The organism is Pseudomonas brassicacearum (assembly GCF_003732175.1).
Classification (GTDB): domain Bacteria; phylum Pseudomonadota; class Gammaproteobacteria; order Pseudomonadales; family Pseudomonadaceae; genus Aquipseudomonas; species Aquipseudomonas brassicacearum_G.
In genome coordinates, this window is sequence record NZ_MOBI01000022.1 from 175,194 (window position 1) to 190,313 (window position 15,120).

At 58.9% G+C, this 15,120-nt stretch carries 14 protein-coding genes; 8 read left to right on the top strand and 6 right to left on the bottom strand.

Going from position 1 to position 15,120, the window contains the following annotated elements; genetic code table 11:
- Nucleotides 1-69 precede the first annotated feature (69 nt).
- Nucleotides 70-1,416 carry a class II 3-deoxy-7-phosphoheptulonate synthase gene (locus BK658_RS21475; RefSeq protein ID WP_123584058.1) on the bottom strand — a complete coding sequence of 449 codons (1,347 nt, stop codon included), beginning with the start codon at nt 1,414-1,416 and terminating at the stop codon, nt 70-72.
- 156 nt (nt 1,417-1,572) lie between these two features.
- On the opposite strand from BK658_RS21475, the gene BK658_RS21480 reads away from it, so the two are divergent.
- On the top strand, nt 1,573-2,328 hold the full coding sequence (locus tag BK658_RS21480; protein ID WP_123584059.1) for a spermidine synthase: 756 nt from the start codon (nt 1,573-1,575) through the stop codon (nt 2,326-2,328).
- 116 nt (nt 2,329-2,444) lie between these two features.
- On the opposite strand, the gene BK658_RS21485 is transcribed toward BK658_RS21480, so the two are convergent.
- Nucleotides 2,445-3,236, bottom strand: coding sequence for a crotonase/enoyl-CoA hydratase family protein (locus BK658_RS21485; protein ID WP_123584060.1), 792 nt, complete (start codon nt 3,234-3,236; stop codon nt 2,445-2,447).
- A gap of 422 nt (nt 3,237-3,658) precedes the next feature.
- Here BK658_RS21485 and BK658_RS21490 point away from each other — a divergent pair, with 422 nt between their 5' ends.
- Complete coding sequence (locus BK658_RS21490; protein WP_054596358.1) at nt 3,659-5,332, top strand: DEAD/DEAH box helicase; 1,674 nt, start codon at nt 3,659-3,661, stop codon at nt 5,330-5,332.
- Between the two features lie 187 nt (nt 5,333-5,519).
- Here BK658_RS21490 and BK658_RS21495 read toward each other — a convergent pair whose 3' ends face one another.
- Entirely contained in the window at nt 5,520-6,287 is a 768-nt protein-coding gene (locus tag BK658_RS21495; RefSeq protein ID WP_123584061.1) for a DODA-type extradiol aromatic ring-opening family dioxygenase, read from the bottom strand.
- A gap of 103 nt (nt 6,288-6,390) precedes the next feature.
- Between BK658_RS21495 and BK658_RS21500 the strand changes: the two genes are divergently transcribed.
- Nucleotides 6,391-7,047 (top strand): thiopurine S-methyltransferase, encoded by a 657-nt coding sequence (locus tag BK658_RS21500; protein ID WP_123584062.1) that lies wholly within the window; start codon nt 6,391-6,393, stop codon nt 7,045-7,047.
- Nucleotides 7,048-7,102: 55 nt separating this feature from the next.
- On the opposite strand, the gene htpX is transcribed toward BK658_RS21500, so the two are convergent.
- Nucleotides 7,103-7,990, bottom strand: coding sequence for a protease HtpX (htpX, locus tag BK658_RS21505; protein WP_054596361.1), 888 nt, complete (start codon nt 7,988-7,990; stop codon nt 7,103-7,105).
- 313 nt (nt 7,991-8,303) lie between these two features.
- Nucleotides 8,304-9,515: a pyridoxal phosphate-dependent aminotransferase gene (locus BK658_RS21510; protein ID WP_054596362.1), complete on the bottom strand. Its 1,212-nt coding sequence runs from the start codon at nt 9,513-9,515 to the stop codon at nt 8,304-8,306.
- Between the two features lie 222 nt (nt 9,516-9,737).
- Between BK658_RS21510 and msrB the strand changes: the two genes are divergently transcribed.
- From msrB to BK658_RS21525, 3 genes are all read left to right on the top strand, one after another.
- Complete coding sequence (gene msrB, locus BK658_RS21515) at nt 9,738-10,133, top strand: peptide-methionine (R)-S-oxide reductase MsrB (RefSeq protein WP_123584063.1); 396 nt, start codon at nt 9,738-9,740, stop codon at nt 10,131-10,133.
- Between the two features lie 190 nt (nt 10,134-10,323).
- Nucleotides 10,324-10,809, top strand: coding sequence for a glutathione peroxidase (locus BK658_RS21520; protein WP_103315668.1), 486 nt, complete (start codon nt 10,324-10,326; stop codon nt 10,807-10,809).
- Nucleotides 10,806-11,267, top strand: a complete 462-nt coding sequence (locus tag BK658_RS21525) for a MarR family winged helix-turn-helix transcriptional regulator (RefSeq protein ID WP_123584064.1) — start codon at nt 10,806-10,808, stop codon at nt 11,265-11,267. The genes BK658_RS21520 and BK658_RS21525 overlap by 4 nt, the downstream gene beginning before the upstream one ends.
- Here BK658_RS21525 and BK658_RS21530 read toward each other — a convergent pair.
- Nucleotides 11,251-13,578, bottom strand: coding sequence for a hybrid sensor histidine kinase/response regulator (locus BK658_RS21530; RefSeq protein ID WP_123584128.1), 2,328 nt, complete (start codon nt 13,576-13,578; stop codon nt 11,251-11,253). The two genes, BK658_RS21525 and BK658_RS21530, sit on opposite strands and share 17 nt — an antisense overlap.
- A 166-nt stretch (nt 13,579-13,744) precedes the next feature.
- On the opposite strand from BK658_RS21530, the gene BK658_RS21535 reads away from it, so the two are divergent.
- Nucleotides 13,745-14,635, top strand: a complete 891-nt coding sequence (locus BK658_RS21535) for an ATP-binding protein (RefSeq protein WP_123584065.1) — start codon at nt 13,745-13,747, stop codon at nt 14,633-14,635.
- A complete protein-coding gene (locus tag BK658_RS21540; protein WP_123584066.1) occupies nt 14,632-15,114 on the top strand; it encodes a GAF domain-containing protein in 483 nt (160 codons plus the stop codon). Before BK658_RS21535 ends, BK658_RS21540 begins: the two co-directional genes overlap by 4 nt.
- The last annotated feature ends 6 nt before the right edge of the window (nt 15,115-15,120 follow it).

The window sequence follows — 15,120 nt, forward strand, 5'->3', positions numbered from 1 at the left end:
GCGTCACTGGACGCGGAGCGTCCCTAGAGGCATTCCCACGCAGAGCGTGGGAACGATCACTCTCGTCCTCTAACGACGAACCTGCTTCAGGGTCTCGGCAATCAAAAACGCCAGCTCCAGCGACTGGTCGGCATTCATCCGAGGGTCGCAGTGGGTGTGGTAACGGTCCGACAAACCATCTTCGGTAATCGGCCGTGCACCGCCGATGCATTCGGTGACATTCTGCCCGGTCATCTCGATATGAATGCCGCCGGCATAGGTGCCTTCAGCTTCGTGAACCTGGAAGAACTGCTTCACCTCGCCGAGGATCTGCGCAAAATCCCGGGTCTTGTAGCCGCTGCTGGCCTTGATGGTGTTGCCGTGCATCGGGTCGCAACTCCAGAGCACTTGCTTGCCTTCGCGTTCCACCGCACGAATCAGTTGTGGCAGATGGTCGCCGACCTTGTTCGCGCCCATCCGCGCGATCAGGTTCAGGCGGCCCGGATCGTTGTCGGGGTTGAGCACATCGATCAGGCGAATCAGTTCTTCGGTGTTCATGGACGGGCCGACCTTGACCCCGATCGGGTTGTTCACCCCGCGCAGAAACTCGACATGAGCACCGTCGAGCTGACGCGTACGATCGCCGATCCACAGCATGTGCGCCGAGCAATCGTAGTAATCGTTGGTCAGGCTGTCACGGCGCACGAAGGCTTCTTCGTAGTTCAACAGGAGCGCCTCGTGGGCGGTGAAGAAACTGGTTTCGCGCAATTGCGGCGAGCTGTCCATGCCGCAGGCGCGCATGAACGCCAGGGTTTCATCGATACGGTCGGCCAGGTGGCTGTACTTTTCGGCCAGCGCCGAGTTGGCGATGAAGTCCAGGTTCCATTTATGCACTTGATGCAAGTCGGCAAAACCGCCCTGGGCAAAGGCCCGCAGCAGGTTCAGGGTCGCGGTGGACTGGTGATAGGACTGCAACAGGCGATCCGGGTCCGGTACGCGGCTTTTTTCGTCGAAACCGATACCGTTGACGATGTCTCCGCGGTAGGCCGGCAGGGTCACGCCGTTGATGGTTTCGTCATTGGCCGAACGCGGCTTGGCGAATTGCCCGGCCATGCGCCCGACTTTTACCACCGGACAGCCGGCGGCGAAGGTCATGACGATCGCCATTTGCAGCAGGACTTTGAAGGTGTCGCGGATTTTTGCTGCCGAGAACTCGGCGAAGCTTTCCGCGCAATCGCCACCTTGCAGCAGAAACGCCCGGCCCTGGGTCACCTCGGCAAACTGACGGCGCAACTCCCGGGCCTCACCGGCAAACACCAATGGCGGATAACTGGCCAGGCTTTGCTCGACTGCGCGTAAATGTGCAGCGTCAGGGTAATGGGGTTGTTGCTGGATCGGCAGGGCGCGCCAGCTGTCAGGGCTCCAGGGTTGGCTCATCATGGACTCTAGTGTTTTACGGTCGGACGTTCATGTTATCAGCAATTAGTGCGTGACCTGTTCCCGAAGCTTGGCGGACAATCGCGCCTTTGCCGCGCCAAGCGGAACGAATGATTGCGTTGCCGGGGATCAGCCCGGCAACGACCAGGAGACGAAATGACTGAGGAGCGCGTCGAGCATCTGCTCGCCGAGGTGCACGATGAATTCGGCATGATCCGGGTGCTGGAAGTGGCGGATTACCGTTTTCTCGAATTTGGCGACGCCATCGAGCAGAGCTGCGTGTTCACTGCCGACCCGAGCTGGCTCGAGTACGACTACACCCGCGCGATGCTGATTGGTGCGCTGTGCCATGAGCAGCCGGACAGCGCGCTGTTTCTCGGTCTGGGGGCGGGCACCCTGACTCAGGCGTGCCTGAAGTTCCTGCCGCTGGAAGACGTCGAAGCGATCGAGTTGCGCCCGGACGTACCGCGTCTGGCCATCGAGTACCTGGGGCTGGACGACGATCCTCGTCTGTATATCCGCATCGGCGATGCCCTTGAGTTGCTCGAGACGGCTGAGTCGGCGGATCTGATTTTTGTCGACCTTTATACCGATGTCGGTCCGGGTGTCGGTCATTTGGCCTGGGGCTTTCTGGAAAACTGTCAGAAACGCCTGAATCAGGGCGGCTGGCTGGTGATCAATCAATGGGCGACCGATGACGGCAAGCCGCTGGGTGCGGCATTACTGCGAGGTCTCTATCACCGACATTATTGGGAGCTGCCGGTGAAAGAGGGCAACGTGATCCTGATCGTGCCATCCGACCTTGACCAGGAACTGGACATGCAAGGGTTGACCGCCCGCGCCGAAGCGCTGGCGCCGCGATTGGGGTATTCGCTGCAATCGCTGATCAAGGCGATTCGCCCCGCGACCTGAGTCGTCTGTCAGATCGCCATCGCGAGCAGGCTCGCTCCCACAGTGTATTTTCGGTGTTCAAAAAAACCTGTGGGAGCGAGCCTGCTCGCGATAGCTTTCTTGTTGCCAACACACTTTTAAACCCCTTTGAAGACTCCGGGGCGTTTCTCGATCAATGACCGCACACCTTCCTTGGCGTCTTCACTGTTGAGCAACTTCTTCACCTGCAGTGGCAAAGCCAATGCCGCCGCTGTTTCGCCCTCCAGATGAGCCTGGCGCGCGGACTGCAAGGTCGCCTGACCCCCCAGCGGCGCCTGCCGGGCAATGCGTTCTGCCAACTCAAGCGCACGAGGTAAGAGGTCTTCGCTGGCCATCACCTCCTGCACCAGTCCCAGACGCAGCGCTTCGTGGGCATCGAACTCATCGCCGGTCAGCAGCCAGCGCATGGCGTTGCCCCAGCCGGCTATCTGATGCAGGCGCAAGGTTGCACCGCCAAAGGGAAAGATGCCGCGCTGTACTTCCATTTGCGCAAAGCGGATGTTGCTGGCGCAGAGATTGATATCGGCGGCCAACATCAGCTCGATGCCAATGGTCAGGCAATAGCCTTGGGCCGCAACTATCACCGGTTTACTGACCCTGGGGCCAACGAACACCCCCCACGGATCGCAACCGCCGGCCGGGGCTTGCCAGCCTTGGGCCAGCGCAGCGCTGACACTCGCCAGGTCCAGCCCGGCAGTAAAGTGCTCGCCATGACCGAACACCACCGCGACGCGGGCCTCGCTGTCGGCTTCGAACTCGCCATAGGCCAGGCTCAGCGCGTTGAGCAGATCGAGGTCAAACGCATTGCGCTTGGCCACCCGATCCAGCCCGATCAACAGGACATGACCGCGTCGTTCACGGCTGACGCGACTGCAATCTGCTTGATTCATGGGGTCTATCCTCGGGCGGGGAAGGGGGGCTCGGACCAAAGGTCATGGCCTGAAAGATGAACCGTTTAAGTATCACGACCAACAGGGCCGGGCCTTTGAAAAATAGACCGTCGCGCGATTATCCGCAAAGCCTGTGACACAACGGTGTATGCCGGGTTTTTCCGACAAATAAAGCTCCCTTTTTTGGTGAATTCCGGTATAGTGCGCGCCGGTCTTTAGCCAGGCCGCGTTTAGGTAGCGCAATTCCCCGAAGTCAGCTTCGGCTGCACGTCCGCACAGCGGACTCTTCCTTGACGAATCTTTTTCATTCATTCGTTTTCGCAAATCCCCGCCGACAAAGCAGCCAGGGCGACTCTTGAGTCTTACACGGCATGCGCAGCTTTGGAGCATGGGTCTTTGCGGATGCACTTAGAGGCAGACCCATGACCCAGGAAACCGGCGGCTTCGCCGCTTTTAACCTTAATCCGAATATTCTTGCAGCCGTCATCGCGACTGGCTACGAAGAGCCTTCGGCTATTCAGCAGCAATCGATCCCGATCATCATGGCCGGTCACGACATGATTGGTCAGGCGCAAACCGGTACGGGTAAAACCGCTGCGTTCGCCCTGCCGATCCTGCATCGCATCGATCCTGCTAAGCGCGAGCCGCAAGCCCTGATCCTGGCGCCAACCCGTGAGTTGGCGCTGCAAGTAGCAACCGCTTTCGAAACCTACGCCAAGCAAATGCCGGGCGTTACCGTTGTGGCCGTTTACGGCGGCGCGCCGATGGGCCCGCAACTGAAAGCAATCCGTAATGGCGCACAGATCGTTGTCGCCACTCCGGGCCGTCTGTGCGACCACCTGCGTCGTGACGAAAAAGTATTGGCGACCGTGAACCACCTGGTTCTCGACGAAGCTGACGAAATGCTCAAGCTGGGCTTCATGGACGACCTGGAAGTTATCTTCAAGGCCTTGCCGGCAACCCGTCAGACCGTATTGTTCTCGGCTACCCTGCCGCAGTCGATCCGTGCCATCGCCGAGCGCCATCTGCGTGATCCGCAGCATGTGAAGATCCAGACCAAGACTCAGACCGTTACCGCGATCGAACAGGCTCACCTGTTGGTTCACGCTGACCAGAAGACCTCGGCTGTATTGAGCCTGCTGGAAGTTGAAGACTTCGACGCGCTGATCATGTTCGTGCGTACCAAGCAAGCCACCCTGGACCTGGCCAGTGCCCTGGAAGCCAAAGGCTATAAAGCCGCTGCGCTGAACGGTGACATTGCTCAGAACCAGCGTGAGCGCGTGATCGAATCCCTCAAGGATGGCCGTCTGGACATCGTTGTGGCGACCGACGTTGCTGCTCGTGGTCTGGACGTTCCACGTATCACTCACGTTTTCAACGTTGATATGCCGTACGATCCAGAGTCCTACGTTCACCGTATCGGCCGTACTGGCCGTGCCGGTCGCGAAGGTCGTGCACTGCTGCTGGTGACTCCACGTGAGCGCCGCATGCTGCAAGTGATCGAGCGTGTAACCGGTCAAAAGGTTGCTGAAGTTCGCCTGCCAGACGCTCAAGCTGTTCTCGATGCACGCATCAAGAAACTGACCAACAGCCTGTCGCCGCTGGTGGCCGATGCCGAATCGACTCACGGTGATCTGCTGGATCGCCTGACTGCCGACATCGGTTGCACCCCGCGTGCACTGGCCGCTGCTCTGCTGCGCAAGGCTACCAACGCTCAGGCATTGACCCTGGCTGCCATCGAGAAAGAACGTCCATTGGTGCCGAACAACGCACCGCGTGGCGATCGTCCAGAGCGTACCGGTGATCGTCCGGACCGTGGTGACCGCGAGCGTCGTGCTCCGATCCCATTGGCCGAAGGCCGTGCTCGTTGCCGTACCGCGCTGGGTGCGCGTGATGGTATCGCTGCCAAGAACCTGCTGGGCGCCATCCTCAACGAAGGTGGTCTGGCTCGTGAAGCAATCGGTCGTATCCAGGTGCGTGACAGCTTCAGCCTGGTCGAGTTGCCGGAAGATGGTCTGGAGCGTCTGCTGACCAAACTGAAGGATACTCGCGTTGCCGGTAAGCAGCTGAAACTGCGTCGCTATCGCGAAGATTGATCCGCTCTCGGGCTGATTGATCGCACATAAAAAATCCCCGACTGGTTCGGGGATTTTTTTTGCCTGCTGTTTGCGCTTGGCCTGGCGAGCGGCGTCGTCCCCATCGCGAGCACGCTCGCTCCCACAGGTGCTGCAGATCAAATGTGGGAGCGGGCTTGCCCGCGAATGGAGCGACTCGGTGTTTCGGTCAGCCGAAACGATAGATGTCCATTCCCAGCGCACCCATGGTGAAACCCTGGTGAGCGATGCTGAAATCGCCACCGGCGCCGCGGGCGAAGTAAAGCGGTAGCAAGTGTTCGTCGCTGGGATGGCTGCGCACGGCATTCGGGGCTTGCCGACGATAGTCGTGCAGGGCGGCTTCGTCGTTTGCGGCGAGCTTTTCGATCATCCAGTCGCGAAAGGCCTTGGCCCAGGGCTCGACGCTTTCCGGGCCGGCATGCCAGTCCAGCTCGCGCAGGTTGTGGGTGATGCTGCCGGAACCAATCAACAGCACGCCTTGCTCGCGCAGAGTGGACAGCGCGTGACCGACGCGGGTTTGCAGGGCCGGGCCGAGATGGCTTGGCATTGACACTTGCACCACCGGAATGTCGGCCCGGGGATACATCAGAGACAGTGGCACCCAAACACCATGATCGAACGGGCGTTGGTTATCGAGCTGTGCCGGTAAACCCTCCGCGTTGAGTAATCCTGCGACCTGTTCCGCGAGTTCCGGCTGGCCGGGTGCCGGGTATTGCACCGCGAACAGCGCGGCGGGAAATCCGCCGAAGTCGTGCCAGGTTTCCGGTTGCTCAGCGCTGCCGACGCGCAGGTCCTGGCTTTCCCAGTGTGCGGAAACGATCACGATTGCCTTGGGTTTCGGCAGCTCGCTGGCCAGGCGGGCCAGCGCCGGGCCGCTGGCGCCGGGCTCCAGTGCAAGCATGGGTGAACCGTGAGAGATAAACAGGCTGGGGAACATGAATAAGGTCCTGAGCGTTAAGATGGGAGCATCTTCATTCAGATCATTGATCTAAATCTAATATAAGTTTTAGGGCATATAGATCGAATTATCAGGGGGATTTATGCAGCCGGAGTTTTGGCAGAAGCGTTGGGAGCTCAATCAGATCGGTTTCCATCAGTCAGAGGTTAATCCTTATTTGCAGCAATACTGGCCGCAATTGAAGCTGACAAAGGGCTCGCAGGTGCTGGTACCGCTCTGTGGGAAAAGTCTTGATCTCGTGTGGCTGGCAGGGCAGGGACATCGGGTGCTGGGTGTTGAGTTATCGGAAAAAGCCGTTGAGGAGTTTTTTCGTGAGCAGCAACTGACACCGCAGATTACTGAGCAAGGTGCGTTCAAGGTCTACCAGGCGGGTCCCCTGGCGTTGTGGTGCGGAGATTTTTTCGGCCTGACCGCAGGAGATGTGGCTGATTGTGCGGCTGTCTATGATCGGGCAGCGCTGATTGCCTTGCCGCCGCCCATGCGCGAACAGTACGCCGCGCACCTGAGCCGGATTTTACCGTCAGCTTGTGAAGGCTTGTTGATTACGATGGACTACGATCAGGCGCAGATGGACGGGCCGCCCTTTGCCGTGACGGATGAAAACGTGCAGACGTTGCTGGGTGGTCGCTGGCAGCTTGATTTCTGTGAGGTGCGGGACATTCTGGGGGAGAGCTGGAAGTTCCTCCAGGCGGGCGTTACGCGCCTTGAAGAGCGGGTATATAGATTGATCGCTCGCTAAACAGCAACAAGAAAGGGGCGATCAGATCGCCCCTTTCGTATTACCGCAGAACTTCTCAGCCGCGACGACGCAATGCGTCGATCCGCTCTTCCAGTGGCGGGTGGCTCATGAACATGCGAGCGAACCCTTGCTTGATGCCACCGTTGATGCCGAAGGCATTCAGGGTGTCCGGCATGTGCACCGGCAGGCCCTGTTCCGAGCGCAGGCGCTGCAGGGCGCCGATCATGGCGCTGGTGCCGGCCAATTGGGCGCCGGCTGCGTCTGCACGGAATTCGCGTTTGCGCGAGAACCACATGACGATCGCGCTGGCCAGGATACCCAGTACCAGTTCGGCGAAGATGGTCGCGACATAGTAGGCGATGCCTTGGCCCTCTTCGTTTTTGAAGATCACCTTGTCGACGAAATTACCGATGATCCGCGCGAAGAACATCACGAAGGTGTTCACCACGCCCTGAATCAGCGCCAGCGTCACCATGTCGCCATTGGCTACGTGGCCAATTTCGTGGGCCAGAACGGCTTTCACTTCATCGGGCGAGAAACGCTCGAGCAAGCCCTGGCTGACCGCGACCAGCGCGTCGTTCTTGTTCCAGCCGGTGGCGAAGGCGTTGGCCTCGTAGGCCGGGAAAATCCCGACTTCGGGCATCTTGATTCCGGCTTCACGAGACAGCTGCTCGACGGTTTGCAGCAGCCATTGTTCATGGCGAGTGCGCGGCTGGCTGATGATTTGGGTGCTGGTGCTCATCTTCGCCATCCACTTGGAGATGAACAGCGAGAACAGCGAGCCGGCGAAACCAAAGACCGCACAGAAAATCAGCAGCTGATTGAGGTTGAGATCAACCCCGTTGGCCGCCATGAACCCGTTGAAGCCGAAAAGGCTCAGGGTGATGCTGGCAATCAGCACGACCGCCAGGTTAGTGGCCAAAAACAGCAGGATGCGCATCATGGTTGTAGAAATCTCCTCGTGCTAAATATGTAGCGTACTGCGGGGTATATAAGGTGCCGCACCAGGCTATTCAACTGGGTGACTATTTCAAACTGTGTCCTACAGCTGGATTCTAGATGCTTGCAGGGCATTTCTGACGTCACCTGAATAGATATTTGGCTGGATTTTGCTTTCACAAGTCCCGCCTCCATTGGGCGTAGCTGGCAGCCGCGTAAATCCGCCAGCACTCAAGGCACTGTCGCAGTCGAAGAATAGAGATATGTTGCTGAATTAATCGCCGAGGGCCTTTTTGAGGCCCTCGGCGTTATCGCGCTTACTGGCGATAGGACTTGAGGAAGTTGCCGATCCGACCGATAGCCATGTCCAGGTCGTCCACCCGTGGCAGGGTCACGACGCGGAAGTGATCCGGCCACGGCCAGTTGAAGGCTGTGCCCTGGACCACCAGCAGTTTTTCCGAGAGCAGCAAGTCGAGGACGAACTTTTCATCGTTGTGGATCGGGCAGACTTTTGGGTCGATCCGCGGGAACGCGTAGAGCGCGCCCATCGGTTTGACACAGCTGACGCCCGGGATGTCGTTGAGCAGCTCCCAGGTGCGGTTGCGCTGTTCAAGCAGGCGCCCTTGCGGCAGCACCAGATCATTGATGCTCTGATAACCGCCCAATGCAGTCTGGATTGCATGCTGGCTTGGCACGTTGGCGCACAGGCGCATGTTGGCCAGCATGTCGATGCCTTCGATGTAGCTTTGGGCGTGATGCTTGGGACCGGAAATGGCGATCCAGCCGGAGCGGAAACCGGCAACCCGATAGGACTTGGACAGACCGTTGAAGGTCAGGCACAGCAGGTCCGGCGCCAGGGATGCGGTGCAGATGTGCACGGCATCGTCGTACAGGATCTTGTCGTAGATCTCGTCGGAGAACACCACCAGGTTGTGCTGGCGAGCCAGTTCCAGCATGCCCAGCAGGACTTCTTTGGAGTACACCGCACCGGTCGGGTTGTTCGGGTTGATGATGACCAATGCCTTGGTGTTCGGGGTGATCTTGGCCTTGATGTCGGCCAGGTCCGGCCACCAGTTGGCTTGCTCGTCGCACAGGTAGTGCACCGGATTGCCACCCGCCAGGCTGACCGCCGCGGTCCACAGCGGATAGTCGGGAGCCGGGACCAGCACTTCGTCACCGTTGTTGAGCAGGGCTTGCATCGACATCACGATCAGTTCGGAAACGCCGTTGCCCAGATAGATGTCTTCGATGCCGACACCTTCTACCTGTTTCTGCTGGTAATACTGCATGACAGCCTTGCGCGCACTGAACAGGCCTTTGGAGTCGCTGTAGCCCTGGGCGGTCGGCAGATTGCGGATCACGTCCTGGAGGATTTCATCGGGCGCTTCGAAACCAAAAGGCGCCGGGTTGCCAATGTTCAGCTTGAGGATGCGATGGCCTTCCTCTTCCAGGCGTTTGGCGTGCTTGAGCACTGGTCCGCGAATGTCGTAGCAGACGTTGGCGAGCTTGTTCGATTTGCTGACCTGCATGGCGATGTGTTCCCGAAAATGAGCGATCCAGACGCTGTTTGAACTACCGTACTGGGAATCCTGCGTTTTCACACGGGTCCGGTGGCTGGGGTCACCGCACCAAAATGTTTGAATGCGGGTAACTCGGCTGCCAGACTGGCATTTAACGAGGCGCAATCATACGTGCCGCCTGATCCGTGGAAAAGATACAGATCAGGCTTTTTCAGATGCAGAGGTATGACAATGGAAAAGTTGGAAAAAACCCTGGATGAATGGCGTGCGATGCTCGACCCGGAGCAATACAACGTTTGCCGTCTGAAGGGCACCGAGCGGCCGTTCTCGGGTAAGTACAACGGCACCAGGACGGATGGTGTCTATCACTGCATCTGCTGCAACGAGCCGTTGTTCGATTCAAAAGCCAAGTTCGATTCAGGCTGTGGCTGGCCGAGTTTCTATGAGCCTCTCGGCGAGAGTGCCATGGTCGAGATCCGCGATATCAGCCACGGCATGATTCGTACTGAAGTGGTCTGCGCCAAGTGCGACGCGCACCTGGGGCATGTATTCCCGGACGGCCCGCCACCGACCGGCTTGCGTTACTGCATCAACTCGGTGTGCCTGGACCTGGTGCCGCGCGAATAATCCGAGCCTGTAGGAACTGGCGCAGGCTGCGATCTTTTTGCTCAAACCAATTGAGTCCAAAGCGAAAGATCAAAAGATCGCAGCCTGCGGCAGCTCCCGACGAGCGGTGATTATTGATTTATTAAATTGTACGCAATCTAATTGCTCGCTATGTTTAAGCCTTTCCCCATCTTCCACCGGAGCATGTGCGATGACCGACACCCTGCTGAGTATTCCCTGCACCACCATCAACGGTGAGCAAAAGACCCTGGCCGATTACGCCGGCAAAGCGGTATTGGTGGTCAACACCGCCAGTAAATGTGGCTTTACCCCGCAGTACAAAGGACTGGAAGAACTGTGGCGGACCTACAAGGATCGAGGCCTGGTGGTGCTCGGTTTTCCGTGCAACCAGTTCGGCAAACAGGAACCGGGCAATGAAGGGGCGATTTCCGAGTTCTGCGAATTGAACTTCGGTGTGAGTTTTCCACTGTTCAAGAAAATCGACGTCAATGGTAGCGACGCCCACCCGCTGTTTGTTCAGCTGAAAAAACGTGCGCCGGGTGTACTGGGCTCCCAGGGCATCAAGTGGAATTTCACCAAGTTTCTGATCGGCCAGGATGGCAAGCTGGTCAAGCGTTTTGCGCCGGCGACCAAGCCGCAGGACCTGACCCGCGAGATTGAAGCCCTGCTCAAATGAACGATGTGTCAGCTGATTCGCTGCTGCTCGACAGTCAGCTCTGCTTCAAACTGTACGCCGCGTCCCGAGCAGTGATCCGCGGTTATAAGCCGATGCTCGATCAACTGGGCCTGACGTATCCGCAATATCTGGTGATGCTGGTGCTATGGGAGTGGCAGCAGAGTGCACCCGAGCAGCCAACAGTCAAAGCCCTTGGCGAGCGATTGTCGCTGGATTCCGGGACGCTCACGCCGTTGCTCAAGCGTCTTGAGCAGTTACACCTGGTCCAGCGTCAACGCTCGGCGCGCGATGAGCGAGAAGTGCACTTGAGCCTGTCGCCGGCAGGGGTTGCCCTGCGCGAACAAGTCGGGCCGCTCAAGGCACGCCTGTTGTGCGAGAGCGGTGTCGACCTTGAGCGCTTGGGCGAATTGCGTGACGGCCTTGATCAACTGCTGGGGCAGATCAGGGCGCTACCGTAGCCGGCACCCACTGCTCAAGCAGGGCGGCCAGCTCCTCGCGACGGAACGGTTTCGCCAGATAATCGCTCATGCCTGCCGCGCGGCAGCGTTCGCGCTCCTCGGGCATGGCGTTGGCGGTCAGGGCAACGATCGGCAGATCCGGCCAGCGCCCACTCTGACGGATCTGGCGGCTGGCCTCGTAGCCGTCCATCACCGGCATGTTGCAGTCCATCAGCACCATATCAAACTGCTTGAGCTCCAGCTGGTCGAGCGCTTCGGCGCCGTGGGAGGCGACAACCACCTTGCAGCCCAACTTGCTGAGCATGCCTTTGGCCACGAGCTGATTGACCGGGTTGTCTTCCACCAGAAGGATTCTCGCCCGCCGCTGGGGCATGATGCTTGACTCTTGAGTCTCGGTCACGAGAGCGACTTCGTCGGCCTGCAAGGTGCGTCGTAGTGTCTGGTAGAGTGCGTTGCGGGCCAGTGGGCGGGCTTGTTGTTGCAGAGGGGCGAGGGCAGCCGCTTCTTCGCTGGGCATGAAACTGCCATAGGCGGTCACCAGCAGAATCGGTGCGGTCATGCCCGGGCGTAATCCGAACAGACACTCCGGGCAGTCGGTGATCAGCACATCGGGCGATAAGCCGATCATTGAGTCGTCGATGGTGCGCTGCTGGTACTCCAGCCCCCAACCGGGCAACAGATTACCTAACAGTTCGGCCAGACCGCTGCTGGCGGCGGTGATCGCCAATACCTTGCCTTGCAGGGACGCGGGAACGATTGCCGGCGTGTGGGCGGGCAACGGCAGATCAGCGCAGAACTGGCTGCCGAAACCAGGCTCCGAGCTGATGCCGAGTCGGCCCTGCATGGCTTCGCACAGGTTGAAGGTCAGGGCCAGCCCCAGCCCGGTACCACCGAACTGACGAGTGATGCCGGCACCTGCTTGGGTAAACGGCTGGAAGATTTTGACCTGATCATCCTGCGCAATGCCGATACCGGTGTCGCAGACTTCGATTCTGACGCCGTCTTCGTGGGTGCTCAGGCGCACGTCCACCCGTCCAAAACGGGTAAATTTAAGGGCGTTGGAGAGCAGGTTGCTGACAATCTGCCGAACCCGCATCGGGTCGCCAAGTACCAGCGACGGGAACTGCGGATCAATCAGGCACGTCAGTTCGACGCTGGGCGCGGCGTTCTGTGACAGCAGGTTGGCGGTGTCTTCGATCAGTGAGCCGAGGTCGAACGGAATACGCTCCAGCTCAAGCTGGCCAGCGTCGAACTTCGACAGGTCGAGAATATCGTTGAGCAGCTCCACGAGCACTTTGCCGGAGTCGTGTGCAATCGACAGTTGCTGGCGTTGTTCGGCATTCAGCGGGCTGTCCAGCGAGAGGGCGATCATCCCCAGCAAACCATTGAGTGGTGTGCGGATTTCATGGCTCATGTTGGCCAGAAACACAGAGCGCGCCTGGGCCATGTCCAGGGCGGTCTGGCGCGCGATTTCCAGTTCTTCGTTCGATACCGTCAATCGGCTATTGATTGCTTTCAGTTCACCGGTACGCGCCGAGACAATATTTTCCAGTTGCCCGAGGTAGTCGGTCAGGCGGTTTTCGGCATTGCGGCGTTGCTGGATTTCAGTGGTCATGCTTTCGAATTGCTGGTTGGCCACCGTGACCAGAACGCCGATCTCATCGTTTTCGTGCGCTACCGGACACTCCAGCGGTGGCTGTTCCGAACTGCTCGGGTCACGTGCGCTCAGTTCGCGGATCACGCGCACCAGCGGTTTGGTGAGCATCACGTAGAACAGCGCCAGTAAAATCCCGGTCAGTATCAGGCTACGGACAAAACCGTTGATCAGAGTGACTTCGGCCCGACGCAGAAAGCGGCTGCCAAACGTGTAGGTGTCAATGTCCAGTTGCAAGGTGCCGAGGGACTCATCGGGCAGGTGGTCGAGGAACAGGCGGTCCTTGAACTGTCGATTGGCGCCGAACAGAAAGTCGCTGATCACCCGATAGCCGCCGTTTTTCAGGTCCGGGCGTTTGACGCTGGCGAGGATCGTATTGTTGTTATCGCTCAGTTGCGCACTGATGACCGCGGGCGAGCGCAGCAGGCCGAGGGTCAGTTCCTGGGCCAGTTCGGCATCGATGTTGTAGGCGATCCGCGAAGCCGGGTTATGACTGATTTCCAGCAGCGAGTGTATTTCCCGGTTGATGGAGGCGTCTTCGCTGGCATAATCGATGCCTATTTGCACCAGACTGAGCAAGGTTCCCAGAATGAAACCGACCAGCACCGTAAGCCTGGCTTGCTTGTAAGACAGGCGGTTGGTGAACTTGATATCCATGGTGTGCTGAACCACTTTCGTTTCCCTTCTGGGCGAAGCATAGCCGATCATCAGTGGATTTCGGCATGACTGACGGGTGAGCCATTATTGCGATAATCCCGGCATTACGCGCTACGTTTGGTTTTCTTTCCCCCATCATTACTGTGAACGTGCCTGAGGAGAAGTCGTGGATTCCCGATTGAATGCATTTCTTGAGCGCGCCGATGCGGTTCTGGCTCGTATCGAGCCGTTACTGCCCGCGCAACGCACGGCCATCGACTGGACGCAGTGCCTGGCGGCACGCTGGCAGCGCGAGGGTCGCAGTGGATTTCTGTTGCCGCTTGAGGTCAGCCTGGACATGCGTCTGTCCGACCTGATCGGGGTCGACAAGCAGTTGGAACAGTTGGGGCGAAACACCCGGCAGTTTCTCGACGGCATGCCTGCCAACCACGCGCTGCTCTGGGGTTCGCGCGGCACCGGTAAATCGTCGCTGGTGCGGGCCTTGCTGGCCGAGCACGCCAAGGGCGGTTTGCGTCTGATCGAGATCGAGCGCGATCACCTGGCGGACCTGCCACGCGTCGTCGAGCAAATCGCCAAGCTGCCTCAGCGCTTTGTGCTGTTTTGCGATGATCTGTCGTTTGAGGCCGGCGAGGGCGATTACCGGGTGCTCAAAAGCGTGCTCGATGGCTCGCTGGAACAGGCACCGGATAACGTACTGCTGTATGCCACCTCCAACCGTCGTCACCTGGTTCCGGAAAAAGAAAGCGATAACGAAAACTGGAAAATGGTCGACGGCGAGCTTCATCCCAACGAGGCGGTCGAAGACAAGATCGCACTGTCGGATCGATTTGGCCTGTGGCTGTCGTTTTATCCTTTTACCCAGGAGCACTTCCTCAATGTGGTCGAGCATTGGGTGGGAGCGTTGGCGGGCAAGGCCGGCCTTGAGTGGAAGCGTGATGAAGAACTCGAGATTCTTGCGGTTCGCTGGGCTACCGGACGCGGTAATCGCAACGGCCGTTGCGCGTATCAATTTGCCCGGTATTGGGTCGGACTGAAGTTGTTGGAGCACAAGGCATGATCGATTTGCAAAAGAGCGGCGCAGGACTTGAGGGCTATGGCCTGCTCTGCGCGCAGTTGGAGTCGCTGCTGGCGGATGAGCGCGACTTTATCGCCAACGCCGCGCAGTTTTCGGCGTTCTTGTTCAATCAGCTCGATGACCTGAATTGGGCCGGTTTTTACCTCAATCGCAACGAGGAACTGGTGCTCGGACCGTTCCAGGGGCAGATCGCCTGTGTGCGCATTCCGTTCGGTCGTGGCGTTTGCGGCGCAGCGGCCGCAACCCTTCGCACTCAACGGGTTGAAGATGTGCATGCGTTCGCCGGGCATATAGCCTGCGACAGTGCCTCGAACAGTGAACTGGTGGTGCCACTGGTCAAGGACGGTCGGTTGATTGGCGTGCTGGATCTGGACAGTCCTTTGCTGGCGCGTTTCACCGTTGATGATCAGGCCGGTATTGAGCGGTTGGCGGCGATTTTCCTGCGTTTGACCGAGTGCTGATCAAAC